This window comes from Desertibacillus haloalkaliphilus, from assembly GCF_019039105.1.
Classification (GTDB): Bacteria; Bacillota; Bacilli; order Bacillales; family KJ1-10-99; genus Desertibacillus; species Desertibacillus haloalkaliphilus.
Window position 1 is genome coordinate 319335 of sequence record NZ_JAHPIV010000002.1, and the last position, 12918, is coordinate 332252.

Genomic DNA, 12918 nt, shown 5'->3' on the forward strand with positions numbered 1-12918 from the left:
TGAAGTGAAGGAGAATGAGTGATGACAGCGTATCGTGTAGAACGGGATTTGTTAGGTGAAAAAAAAGTGCCTGTTGATGCTTATTATGGCATCCAAACCATGCGTGCAAAAGAAAACTTTCCAATCACAGGTTATCCACCTCATAAGGAATTAATACGTGCATTCGGTTTTGTGAAGAAAGCAGCAGCGATGGCTAACCGTGATGTTGGTGTATTAAATCCGAAGATTGCCAAAGCAATCATTTCAGCAAGTGAGGAAGTGATCGAAGGGAAATTGAACGATCATTTCGTTGTAGATTCGATCCAAGGGGGAGCAGGCACATCCTTTAATATGAATGCCAATGAAGTCATTGCGAACCGTGCGATTGAATTATTAGGTGGAAAAAAAGGTGAATATATTAAAGTTAGTCCTAACACCCATGTGAACATGGCCCAGTCAACAAATGATGCGTTCCCAACAGCTATTCATATCGCATGCCTGAATTTATCTCAAGGCTTAACAGATATACTTGAAGAATTGATTGATTCTCTAAAAGAGAAAGAAGCCGAGTTTGATGATGTGATCAAAATGGGACGGACCCATTTACAAGACGCAGTACCGATCCGTTTAGGTCAAGAATTTGGAGCATATCGACGTATGATACAACGTGACTTAAAACGTGTGCAGAACTCAGTGTTTGAGTTGTATGAAATTAATATGGGTGCAACAGCGGTTGGAACAGGCTTAAACGCAAAGCCTGAATATATAAAAAAAGTGGCAGCACATTTGTCAGAAGTAACAGAGATGCCGTTCCGTACAGCTGAAGACTTAGTGGATGCTACCCAAAACACAGATGCATACACAACACTTTCAAGCGCGTTAAAAATTTTAGCGATTAATCTTTCTAAAATGGCTAATGATTTACGACTAATGAGCTCAGGTCCGCGTACGGGAATTAACGAGATTAATTTACCATCAAGACAACCCGGGTCTTCGATTATGCCTGGAAAGGTTAATCCTGTTATGTGTGAGGTTATTAATCAGATTTCATTCCAGGTGATAGGTAATGACCATACGATTAGCTTGGCTTCAGAAGCAGGACAGTTAGAGCTTAATGTAATGGAGCCTGTACTTGTCTTTAATTTATTGCAGTCACTCTCGACACTGCAAAATGGTATTCAAGTATTTAAAAAGTTTGCTATTGATGGGATTACAGCAAATATTGAGCATTGTCGTGATATGGTTGAGCGCAGTGTTGGTATTATTACTGCAATTAACCCACACGTTGGTTATGAGACAGCTTCAAAAATTGCCAAGGAAGCAATCGAGACGGATCGACCGGTTCGTGAAATTTGCTTAGAACGTGGGATCTTATCAGAAAAAGAGTTAAATGAAATACTTGACCCAAAAGAAATGACGAACCCAGGTATTGCAGGAGCACATTACATTTTTAATTAAAATCGTCAGAAGGAGCGGGATGTCGCAGGTGATGTCCCGCTTTTTGAATTCGTCAACGTATGAATTGAGAGTTGTGAGTAAAAATGAGATAATAGGTGAGGTCAAAAAACAACCTCAAATGGAAAAAGAGAATAAAAAGTGAACGGGGGAGAAAATGGAAAGAGTGCTCATCGTAATTAGTTTATTTATCTTTCTATTATCAGGGTGTCAGTATGCGGATAAAGATGTGATAGTAGCAAGTGATCGACTGCTGAATCTCCATGAAAAACGGCAAATCCCCTCAGAATTTTATGGCCATAATGTACGATATCCTATTAAGACCAGTTCTTCTCGTTCTTTTATTGAAATAAGTGAATGGTTCGATGAACATACTGTTTTGTATTTAAAAGATGAAGAAGGCATCGCGAGGTTGCTTAAGCATAATGTTACAAACGGTGACGAGCAGGGATTCTTTCAAACCGAGGAAGCTATTTCAAATGTGACTGCGAACCATGATTATAGTTATTACGCCATTGAAACGGTGACTCGAGACTACGATGTATCATTATACCTAATAGATCGCGATGGCTTTATTCGTTATCAAATACAAGAGTTAGGTGAAGATTACTCCGTGTTTTGGAATCCTTATCAGCCAGAAGAACTTGTTGTTGTTTCATTTTTGCCGAACTGGGAATCGCAATTATACTATGTTAATGTCGCTAACGGTCAAATTTCTCCAATCGAATTAGACCAGACGTTTATCCAGTGGCTAGATATAAATCGGCTAGGGTATTTACATTGGGATCAAGACGAGCCGAGTTATTTTTCTTCTTTGTTCTCTTATGATATGAAGACAAACCAAAAAGTGTTAGTCGAAGAGGACATTTTATCATTTTTTTCATTTCCTAATCACAACTATTTGATCATTGATGTTGATTCAATCGATGAACTGATGTCCACGTATACCTTTTTCAAAGAAAACGAGACGATTCGTCAAATTGAGGTTCCAATATTAAATACGTATTCTGAGCAATGGTGGGTCCCTTATTTCACATTTGACCAAATGAACAGTATTTTTTACTATTTGAGACCTTTCTATAGTGGTAATTACGTTGATTATGAGGATGGATTTGAGTTAGTAGCACTTGATATTCGTTCTGGAGATGAAGAAGTGATCATTGAAGTGGAAAATGATGCACCGTTGAAACTATCGCCTGATGGGGAATCGATGTTGTATGGCTACCAATATGAACACCTCATTGATCTTAATGGAAATCAAATGGTTGATTTGTTCGTGCAATCAAATCGTTTTTAAACGATGGAACAATTGTTGTATTCTTATTAATTTATGTCATAATAGAGATTGATGGTACTACATTTGAAAAGACTAGGGGTGTCTATCGTGAGTAGGCTGAGAAAAAGGTGTTTCCTTTTACCCTTGAACCTGATCTGGAGATCCCAGCGTAGGAAAGTCGACTAATGAATGATGAACTTTAGCCGTAATCCACGTCGTTGGGTTATGGTTATTTGCATTGATAGTACTATATGGAAGGAATCTTCCAATCTAATTCCTAACTGGAGCAACGAGAGGAATGAAGACGATAGAAGGGTAGGGACAGTTATGAAGGATTTTAAACTGTATGCAATTACCGGAGAAGAATTTCACAGAGGTCGCGAGCTTACAAAAGTGATGGAAGAAGCGATTCTTGGTGGAGTTGATATTATTCAACTCCGTGATAAAAAAAGTAGTAAACGAGATGTTTTGCAAAAGGCACGTAAATTGAGAGAATTAACGAATAAGCATAATGTCACATTTATAGTGAACGACCATATTGATGTTGCACTTGCCGTTGATGCAGATGGCATTCATCTTGGTCAAGATGATCTTCCTATTCAAGAAGCGAGAAAAATTGTTGGAAATGACAAGATCATTGGCATCTCTACTCATGCGATTGAAGAAGCGAGAGCAGCTGAGCGGGATGGGGCAGATTATATTGGTGTTGGGCCTGTATTCCCAACCAATAGCAAGGAAGATGTTGTAGACCCTGTTACAACGGATTATGTTAGCCAAATTGCAAGGGAAATAAACATTCCCTTTGTTGCCATTGGAGGGATTAAGCTTCATAACGTCGATCAGGTACTAGCAGCTGGTGCGATGAGAATTTGTGCGATTAGTGAAATTGTCGGTAGTGATGATGTGAAAGGAACCTGTGAAACGTTTATTAAAAAAATTAACGGTGAGGAGAGCTAAGATGCTACTTTATATTAATGGCGAAGAGAAACAACTAGATGTTTCGAAACTTGATGAAGTCGTCAAACATTACCAATTAGAAGGCAACCTTGTCGTAACAGAGATCAATGGGGAAATTGTTGATCGTGAAGATTGGGAAGATACAGAGCTAAAAGAAGGTATGAAAATAGAGCTTGTTCATTTTGTAGGAGGAGGGTGAACCCTATGAAAACAAACGATAAATTAGTTATTGCAGGAAAAGAGCTATCATCACGATTTTTCTTAGGAACGGGGCGTTACCCGAATCCATTTGTCCAAAATGAAGCGATCAAAGCATCAGGTACAGAGGTGTTAACATTTGCAATTCGACGTGTTAACCTTGAGGCGCCAGATGAGGATGCTATTTTGCAGCACCTAGAAGGGCAAACGTTTACGTACTTACCAAACACATCAGGGGCAAAAACAGCGGAGGAAGCGATCCGTATTGCACGACTTGCAAAGGCATCTGGGTTAAGTAATTGGATTAAAATTGAAGTAAGTGTTAATGAAAAGACATTACTACCCGATCCAATTGAAACCCTAAAAGCAACAGAAGTATTAGCAAATGAGGGTTTTGTTGTGCTCCCTTATACATCTGATGATCCAGTCATTTGTAAGCGACTTGAAGAAGCAGGGGCAGCTGCGGTGATGCCAGGTGGTGCTCCGATTGGAACGGGATTAGGAATTCTAAATCCTTACAATTTATCATTGATTGTTGAAGAAGCGAATGTTCCAATCATCGTTGATGCTGGTCTAGGGTCTGCTCAAGATATCGTTCAAGCGATGGAGTTAGGGGTAGATGGTGTGTTAATGAATACACCTGTTGCAAAAGCAAAAGACCCAGTGACAATGGCAAAAGCAATGAAGCATGCAATTGAAGCAGGGCGCTTGTCATATCTAGCGGGGCGAATACCGAAGAAGCGTTATGCGACAGCAAGCAGTGGCTATGAAACTCACATGATCAAATAACCTGTTGGGGTTATCACATAAGTGACGGCATAACTCAGGCATAATAAACAGCTTGTGCCTGAGACTACCCTTACTGACCTTTGATTTAAGTTTTAATTTTTATAGAAAAGAGTGAATGTGATGGGAGAGCGTATTGTTGTACTAGGTGGAGGAATTATTGGGTTGGCTACTGCATTTGAGTGTCAAAGACGCGGGTATAAGGTTACAATCCTCGAAAAGGTGACGTGTGGTGGACAAGCGTCAGGAGCTGCAGCAGGAATGCTTGCTCCTTATTCAGAAATTGAAGAGGATCCTGATGACTTTTTTCGCTTGTGTTTAGCTAGCTTAAAACTATATCCAAAATGGCAGCAGGAAGTCAAAGATATTGCAAAGGCCGAATTTGAATATACAAATTCAGGGAGCTTACATTGTGTTTATCATGAAGCTGACTTATTATCATTAGAATCAAGACAACAATGGCAGGGAGACTTTGGTGCTGAGGCAGACATCTTGCAAGGGGAAGAACTCTATAAACGTGAACCGGAGTTATCTAAAGAAATCATTGCAGCGATGTACTATCCTGAAGAGAGTCATGTATTTGCACCCGACTATGTGAAGGCCCTTGAACAAGCGTGTCGAAACATTGGAGTACAAATTTATGAACAATTAGAGCAAGTTGATGTTGTTAATTGGGAAGAAGAGATACATTTGGTTGCCAAAGATGGACAAAGCTTTACAGGAGACCGACTCGTCATTTGCTCTGGAGCATGGGCATCTGAATTAGAGGGAACATTTGGATTATCCATTCCTGTACATCCGATCCGTGGACAAATTTGTGCCTACGATATGCCTGTAGGAAAAGTTAAGCATATCCTTTACTCTAGTCAAGGCTATTTAGTTCCAAAAGGAAATGGAACATTAGTTAATGGTGCTTCAGAGGATATTGCGGGTTTTAACACAACCGTAACTGAAAGAGGAATTCGCAGGTTAACAAATTGGAATAAAAATGTTTTGCCATACTTAGCAAACGAAATCCCATTCCATGAATGGGCGGGTTTGCGTCCAGCCACTCAAGATGGATATCCACTTATCGGGAAATTGTCAACAGCACCACATGTGATCTTTGCTACTGGGCATTATCGCAATGGAATTTTGTTGAGTCCAGTCACAGCACATATCGTAGCCGATTTATTAGAAGGTCAGCGTGATCGAGTTCCATTGCAAATGTTTGCCCCAGAGCGATTTAGTTAAGGACATATCATTCAAGTTGAAGGGGGAGCGAGAATGGCGATAAGAAAAGCATTGACGATAGCTGGCTCAGATAGCGGTGGTGGTGCTGGTATTCAAGCAGACTTAAAAACATTTCAAGAATTAGGTGTGTTTGGGACGAGTGCGATTACGGCGCTAACTGCTCAAAATACATTAGGCGTGCATGGGGTATTCCCGCAATCATTGGAAGCGATTGAAGCACAGCTCGATGCGGTACTTACTGATATTGGAACAGATGCAGTGAAAACAGGGATGCTATTTTCTGCTGATATTATTCGTTTAGTGGCACAAAAACTAAGTGAATATCAGGTTACTAATGTTGTTGTAGACCCAGTGATGATTGCCAAGGGCGGGGCAACACTTTTACAGCAACAGGCGATGACTGCATTAACTGAAGAACTGTTACCTATTGCGACAGTGATTACACCAAACTTGCCTGAAGCGAGTCAAATTCTAGGTAGCACTTCGATTACTACAATTGCGGACATGGAAGATGCTGCTGTAGAACTTCATAAACTTGGACCGAAATATGTTGTGTTAAAAGGCGGACACTTAGAGGGTGAACAGTCTCCAGACCTGTTGTATGATGGAGAGCAGTTACTTCCGTTTTATTCTGAACGAATTGAGACAAAGCACACGCATGGTACAGGATGTACGTTTGCCGCAGCGATTGCCGCAGAATTAGCAAAAGGTGCTACCATTGCTGAAGCTGTTAAAACAGCCAAAGTGTTCATAACTGAAGCGATTGCTTCATCGTTAGCGATCGGACGTGGAATAGGTCCGACTAATCATTCAGCTTATCGACAAATGAAAAAGTAAAGAGGTGAGCGTGAACTTCACGCTCTTTTTCATGGAGATGTATATTCATAAAATACGGGCACAACGATTGAGATATAACGTGAATCTCTAAGTAAGCGTCAAAGGATCAATATAAATGAGTAGGTGATAAGGTTGGATTATTGTTTTATGCGCACAGATACAGGCTATGATGCAATTATCCTAGCTATGAAAAATGAAAGCGGGCGTTACTCTGTTTTTCTATTAGCAGACAAGAAACAACCTGAGCTGTGGTTATTTGAAGGTGAAGAAGCTACCTTAAAAATGCGGGTGAGACAATGGTGTAAAACGAACCTTCCTGATGAATTAAAAATGATGAAGTTGAATGTCAAAATGAATCGTACAGCATATATGAAGGTCAAGGCATTTTTACAGAAGGAAAAGTTACCTTATGAAGTGAAAAAGAAGGATTTTTATGTTAGAAATAAGGACATCACATTTATTAAAGAAAGGATGTCTAGATTTATGGAGAATGATGAAGCGTGAGTCATTATATTGAATTATCTAATGTAAGCACACAGCAGTTGTCTAATATTACGTTAACGGTGGAAAAAGGTGAGTGCCTCGCATTAATCGGACCTTCAGGTGCAGGAAAAAGTAGCTTGTTGAAACTGCTTAATCGTTTAGAAGATCCCACGAAAGGTTGGATTCGTTTTAAAGGGAAGTCACTATTTGATTATCCCATTTTGGAACTTCGTCAAACAGTAGGAATGGTGTTTCAATCACCAGCCCTATTTGATGGAACCGTCGAAGCTAACCTTAAGTACGGACCATCCTTAAATGGAACTTGGGAGCCGTCGCAAGGAAAAAGGTTATTAGAGCAAGTACAGTTACCGCAAACCTTTTTAACCCGAGAAGTCGATGAGTTATCAGGAGGAGAAAAACAACGAGTGGCGTTAGCGAGAACCCTTGCTAATCAACCAGATGTATTGTTATTAGATGAAGTGACAAGTGCTTTAGATTTAAAAAATGTCGAGTCTATTGAGAGGTTACTAAAGTCGCTTCTGGATCAAGAAAAAACGATATTTATTGTTACACATAACCTAAATCAAGCAGAAAGACTTGGCGACCGAACGGTTTATATGGAAGCGGGGAAAATCATAGAGCAAGGTGAAACCACGCGCTTGCTAAATGAGCCGCAAACAGCTGAACTGAAGCAATTTTTAAAGGAGTCATAATACATGGTTGAGATCTCGAACACTTCAATGTTATTCTTACTCATTTTTGTGCTGATTCCTGTTTCTTTATCTTATCTTTATTCCTTACAATTAGGGCGCTCGATCATTTGGTCATCCTTTAGAGGTGTCATTCAACTCTTTCTTATCGGCTATGTGTTAACGTTTTTGTTTGATCTACCACCGTTACAAGGGATTCCCCTTATGCTAGGCGTCATGATTATGGTCGCAACGTTTCATGCCGGTAAAAAAGGACAAGGTCTACCATATATTCGCAGTGTTATTTTTACTATTATTGTTGCAGTCGAAGCGATGGTGCTCACGATGTGGCTTTCATTTGAAATGATTTCCTTTACTCCTGAACAAGTGATCCCGATGAGTGGAATGATCATTGGAAATAGTATGATTGCCATTGGGCTTGCTTTAGAACGTATGGGGCATCAATTCAAAGAAAGTTATGATAAAATTATTTCAGCACTATCTTTAGGTGCACATCCGAAACAAGCGACCCAACCGATTGTTCAAAAAGTTGTTAAAGCGGCGATGATTCCGAATATTGATGGTTTAAAAACAGTAGGTTTGGTACAACTCCCTGGAATGATGACAGGTTTGATACTTGGAGGGGTGCCACCTCTCGAAGCGATTCGTTATCAGATTGTTATCTCTCTTAGTATTTTCGTTTGTGTATCGGTTAGTGCTATGCTTGTGAGTGTTATTATTTATCGTTTCTTTTTTAACAAACATATGCAGCTGATTCGTTTGGGTCATGAAGAAGGTTGAGGTGAATAAACGTGTTAAATGGAAATAAGTTAGTTTTTATATTGCCATTAATCTTAATGGGGTTTATTTTTTATGGTGGTTATTCCTATTTGAATGAGTCTGAATATGTTACCAATGAGGAGCTTCAAGAAACATCAGTGATGGAGGTTTCAATTGGTAAAATGGATCAGGGGTATGAAATCACGGGATCGTGGAATTGGAATGAGGTCCCTGTAGAGGGGTTCTTGGGTGAGGATTATATTGGAATCACATTAATGGACCAATTGAATGAGCCATTCTTGCTTGAGGAAGGTGAAATTATCGAGAATGAGTTGTCGCTTATCCATAGTGGTCAAGAGGTTTGGACAACAAAGGGTAAATGGGTTGAAACCGGAATGATATTTTCATTTCCGAATGAACTAAAAGACCATGAGAGCTTAGGAGATCAAGGGCAACTCAAGCTTGTGATTTCGAGCGAGGAAATAGAGGAGCCACAAGTGTCGATGAGTTACTTACATACGTGGGTCGAACATCAAGGCTTGTTGTTAGAGGAGCCAAGGTTTTTAACGCCAACATTTAACGGTGACCAAGGAAAGGTTCCGTATTGGGTCATTGAGCGAATTGATCACCTGCAGTAGGAACTTTAGAAAGGAAAAGCCGATATGAAGGTTAAAGGGCTATCATACCAAAATGGAGTATTTTTCATAGGCAAACAATACGTCGCATGTGCCTATAGTGAAGATGGCAAGGTCGTAGATTGGGTTAAACCGTTGAACGGTCACACGCTATTGCAAATGATTCGTCAAGTTTTGATGTCGATGCCAGGGTGGTTTACCGGTTTAAGTGCGGTCTACATGCTGATGATTTTTTTGCCCAAAATTCTTATGGCTGTCGGTTTGCAGGTTCCATGGACGGGTTTGCCCTATTATTTTATTTTTTATTTTTTGTTCGGTACTCATTTTTTCTTTCCAGAACAATTACGTAAATATCATGGGGCTGAGCATAAGGTATTCAGTGAACGTGGAGTCATCAAACGCTCTCGTATGTACCGCATTAAGAAGGCGGCGATTACAAATCGCTACTGCTCGACTAATTATGTTGTGATTTACTTTAGTCTGGTCATTTTATTAACGAGTGTTTTCAGTCGTTTTGCGACCACGGGTGCTGCATTAGAGTGGGGATCATATGGTGCTGTATTACTTGTACCAATCGTGCATGCACTTCTAGAATTTCGCTTTTTTAAAGTAATGAGAAGGTATGTGCTATTTGTTTCGTACTTTTTACAAGAAAAGGTTACAACAACAACACCTGATCGTGTCCACCTTTTAACTGCGATTCAATCCTATCATGCGCTTGCCGAGGTTGAATTCCCAGAAAAATTAGTGGATAGACGTCATCAAAAAAAGAAGGAGGCCAAACATATGGCAATCGTAGATGTAACAGTAATACCAGTTGGTACTGGGGGGCCGAGTGTCAGTACATATGTAGCTGAAATTCAGCAAGTATTAGAAAACTACGGTGATAAAATTTCATTTAAATTGACACCGATGAGCACAATAATTGAAGGAGAGCTCCCTGTCTTATTTGAAGTCATTCAAGCGATCCATGAAGCACCATTTAAATCCGGTATAAAACGTGTTACAACGAATATTCGAATTGATGACCGCAGAGACAAATCGGTTCAAATGGATGATAAGGTAGAAGCTGTTACACGTAAATTAAATCAAGCGAAATAATTGAAAGGGAGGCAGTTCAAAGTGAAAACCTTTGTCACAGCCTCTTTTTTTATTTTATGTAGGATGGAGAAAGAGGAATTTGTAAAATAGTGTAGAATCCTTAATTATTCCATGATTTAGAAAGCAGGTGATGGTTTTTGTTAGATATCGAACAAAAAAGTAAATCTCTTCTTGAACGTGCGTATGTAGAGCGTGCCTCAGATATCCACATTATCCCTCGCGAAAAAGGCGCTACGATTCATTTCCGTGTTGATCAAGCCATATCTTTTGTTGAAACATTGTCAAAAAAGTCGAGTGAAAAGTTAATTTCGCATTTTAAATTTCGAGCTGGTATGGATATAGGTGAACGACGGCTACCACAGAGTGGTTCTTTAGATTTCGTGAGTAATGGCAAGCTTATCAACCTTCGTATATCCACATTACCGACCCCTTATTTTGAAAGTCTAGCGATACGACTACTTCCTCAAGAAGAAACGTACTCTCTTCATTCTTTATCATTATTTCCCACATCGACAAGACGTTTATCCTCGTTAACAAAACGAGCAAATGGATTGATTTTAATAACAGGACCAACTGGGTCTGGAAAAACGACGACCTTATACTCAATGCTCTATGAAGCGAAAAAGCACAAAAACAATAATATTATTACGTTAGAGGATCCGATTGAGAAGAAAACCGATGATTTCATTCAAGTAGAAGTCAATGATAAAGCGGGCCTAACTTATCTAGAGGGCTTACGAGCGATTTTAAGGCATGATCCTGATATTATTATGGTTGGTGAGATCAGGGATGAGTACACAGCAAAAATTGCTGTTCGAGCAGCTCTTACAGGTCACCTTGTCTTATCGACCGTCCACACGAAGGATACGATAGGTGCCATTTATCGGTTAATAGAGTTAGGAATTCCGATCCATGATCTAAAGCAAACAGTCATCGGAATTGCTTCTCAACGTCTAGTGGAACTTACTTGCCCTTATTGTGGAGAAGCATGCCATTCATTTTGTAGAAAGCAGAGACAGCGGCGTCGTTTAGCTGTTTATGAGATATTAAGCGAAACGTCTCTGACTAGTGTATTTGCATATGTAGAGGGCGATAAACAAGCACCGCGATTTCCGAGGTTGTCTAATCGTCTAGAGAAAGGAATCGCATTAGGGTACATCGCGGCAGGGTCTTATGATCAATGGATTGGTGATGCTAATGAGACGTGATAAATGGCCTCATAAACAAAAAGCAGAGTTTCTAAAACGCCTTGGACTTTATATGAAACAAGGGTATTCTGTCTCTGCTGGTATTGAGATGCTCTCCTATTACGAGACAAGGGAAGTAAAAGAGAAGTTAGATAACTTATTAAAGAACCTTCGTGAAGGATCAACGATTCATGAAGCATTAATTGAACTCAGGTTCCCAAAGGATATCCTTGGCTACCTTTACTTCTCCGAAAAATATGGCGATTTAGCTGAGGGACTCTCTGAAGCTGGATTGATCCTGCAAAAAAGAGAGGCTATAAAAGCAAAGTTGCAAAAAGTCTTTCGTTACCCATTATTACTACTATGGATGTTAATAGTGATTTCGATAGTTATGTTGAACTACTTATTCCCACATTTTCAATCGTTATTTGCCTCAATGGATATGGAATACCCATTAATTACTGTTTTATTTTTACAGATGATTGATTTACTCCCACTTTTTTTATTGCTCCTATTTATTTTTATTCTCATTTCCCTTATAGTTTATTTCACTCATTTTCGGCGGTATACACCGCAAAAGAAGCTCGGTTTGCTTTTGAAGGTCCCTATCCTAAATGACTTCTTATCATTATCCTTAACGTATTATTTTACCTTTCAGTTAAGTGGTCTACTAAAAGGTGGGATGTCCATTTTTGATGCATTAACAGTATTTGAAGAGCAAGATCACCTTCCGTTTTTTCAAATTGAGGCATCTGAGTTAAAAAGGGATTTACAATCAGGGGAGGAATTTTCCGACGCTTTATCTACACGACATTATTTTCGCAAAGAATTACCTCTTGTTATTAAACATGGTCAATTGCAAGGAAACCTAGTACTCGATTTAGCAAGTTACAGTGAGCTTTTATTGTCGACGATGGAATCGAAGGTGAAGAAGTACTTTATGTTTATCCAACCCGTATTGTTTTTATTGATCGGAAGTGTTGTATTGTTTATGTTTCTGTCGATAATGATTCCGATGTTTCAGTTAATGGGTTCATTAGGATGATGTTTTGTACTTATAAAAAGGGGAGTATAGTGTTTTTGTGTTTGCTCTCCTTTTTTGTTATAATTTGTGGTGGTTTTATAAGAGCGAACGCAAAAGCAAAAAAAAATTATGAAAAACTTGCAATTGCATTATGTTTGTGTTAAATTATTAAATGTCGCAGCGAGAGGTTACCTTTCAAAGCGACATGATCATATAGAAGATGGGGCCTTAGCTCAGCTGGGAGAGCGCCTGCCTTGCACGCAGGAGGTCAGCGGTTCGATCCCGCTAGGCTCCACCA

14 protein-coding genes, 1 tRNA gene, 1 pseudogene and 1 riboswitch are annotated in these 12918 nt (G+C 39.5%); all 16 genes and pseudogenes read left to right on the plus strand.

Annotated features, from left to right (window positions below; genetic code table 11):
- Positions 1 to 21 precede the first annotated feature (21 nt).
- The 16 genes and pseudogenes from aspA (at position 22) to KH400_RS03965 (ending at position 12918) form a co-directional block, all read left to right on the plus strand.
- Positions 22 to 1437, plus strand: a complete 1416-nt coding sequence (gene aspA, locus KH400_RS03895; RefSeq protein WP_217222029.1) for an aspartate ammonia-lyase — start codon at positions 22 to 24, stop codon at positions 1435 to 1437.
- A 154-nt stretch (positions 1438 to 1591) separates the two neighbouring features.
- The gene (locus tag KH400_RS03900) at positions 1592 to 2731 is read left to right on the plus strand and encodes a YqgU-like beta propeller domain-containing protein (RefSeq protein WP_217222031.1); all 1140 of its coding nucleotides are present in this window, start codon (positions 1592 to 1594) and stop codon (positions 2729 to 2731) included.
- Between the two features lie 64 nt (positions 2732 to 2795).
- Positions 2796 to 2903: riboswitch (TPP riboswitch) on the plus strand.
- A gap of 134 nt (positions 2904 to 3037) precedes the next feature.
- Positions 3038 to 3667 carry a thiamine phosphate synthase gene (gene thiE, locus KH400_RS03905; protein ID WP_217222033.1) on the plus strand — a complete coding sequence of 210 codons (630 nt, stop codon included), beginning with the start codon at positions 3038 to 3040 and terminating at the stop codon, positions 3665 to 3667.
- Between the two features lies 1 nt (position 3668).
- The gene (gene thiS, locus KH400_RS03910; RefSeq protein WP_217222035.1) at positions 3669 to 3866 is read left to right on the plus strand and encodes a sulfur carrier protein ThiS; all 198 of its coding nucleotides are present in this window, start codon (positions 3669 to 3671) and stop codon (positions 3864 to 3866) included.
- Between the two features lie 5 nt (positions 3867 to 3871).
- On the plus strand, positions 3872 to 4654 hold the full coding sequence (locus KH400_RS03915; RefSeq protein ID WP_217222037.1) for a thiazole synthase: 783 nt from the start codon (positions 3872 to 3874) through the stop codon (positions 4652 to 4654).
- 120 nt (positions 4655 to 4774) lie between these two features.
- Positions 4775 to 5884, plus strand: coding sequence for a glycine oxidase ThiO (gene thiO / locus KH400_RS03920; RefSeq protein WP_217222039.1), 1110 nt, complete (start codon positions 4775 to 4777; stop codon positions 5882 to 5884).
- A 33-nt stretch (positions 5885 to 5917) separates the two neighbouring features.
- On the plus strand, positions 5918 to 6721 hold the full coding sequence (thiD, locus tag KH400_RS03925; protein WP_217222041.1) for a bifunctional hydroxymethylpyrimidine kinase/phosphomethylpyrimidine kinase: 804 nt from the start codon (positions 5918 to 5920) through the stop codon (positions 6719 to 6721).
- Positions 6722 to 6868: 147 nt separating this feature from the next.
- Positions 6869 to 7225 (plus strand): hypothetical protein, encoded by a 357-nt coding sequence (locus KH400_RS03930; protein WP_217222043.1) that lies wholly within the window; start codon positions 6869 to 6871, stop codon positions 7223 to 7225.
- A complete protein-coding gene (locus KH400_RS03935; protein WP_312889021.1) occupies positions 7222 to 7917 on the plus strand; it encodes an ABC transporter ATP-binding protein in 696 nt (231 codons plus the stop codon). The genes KH400_RS03930 and KH400_RS03935 overlap by 4 nt, the downstream gene beginning before the upstream one ends.
- Before the next feature lie 3 nt (positions 7918 to 7920).
- Positions 7921 to 8694, plus strand: coding sequence for an ABC transporter permease (locus KH400_RS03940; RefSeq protein ID WP_217222045.1), 774 nt, complete (start codon positions 7921 to 7923; stop codon positions 8692 to 8694).
- An 11-nt stretch (positions 8695 to 8705) separates the two neighbouring features.
- Positions 8706 to 9311 (plus strand): hypothetical protein, encoded by a 606-nt coding sequence (locus KH400_RS03945; protein ID WP_217222047.1) that lies wholly within the window; start codon positions 8706 to 8708, stop codon positions 9309 to 9311.
- Positions 9312 to 9491: 180 nt separating this feature from the next.
- Positions 9492 to 10019: pseudogene (locus KH400_RS23950) on the plus strand (DUF1385 domain-containing protein); the annotation flags it as partial.
- Positions 10020 to 10094: 75 nt separating this feature from the next.
- Positions 10095 to 10409, plus strand: a complete 315-nt coding sequence (locus KH400_RS23955) for an MTH1187 family thiamine-binding protein (protein WP_246589367.1) — start codon at positions 10095 to 10097, stop codon at positions 10407 to 10409.
- Positions 10410 to 10546: 137 nt separating this feature from the next.
- Positions 10547 to 11617, plus strand: a complete 1071-nt coding sequence (gene comGA, locus KH400_RS03955) for a competence type IV pilus ATPase ComGA (RefSeq protein WP_217222051.1) — start codon at positions 10547 to 10549, stop codon at positions 11615 to 11617.
- Positions 11583 to 12641: a competence type IV pilus assembly protein ComGB gene (comGB, locus tag KH400_RS03960; RefSeq protein WP_217222053.1), complete on the plus strand. Its 1059-nt coding sequence runs from the start codon at positions 11583 to 11585 to the stop codon at positions 12639 to 12641. Before comGA ends, comGB begins: the two co-directional genes overlap by 35 nt.
- A gap of 201 nt (positions 12642 to 12842) precedes the next feature.
- A tRNA-Ala gene (locus tag KH400_RS03965) sits at positions 12843 to 12918 on the plus strand.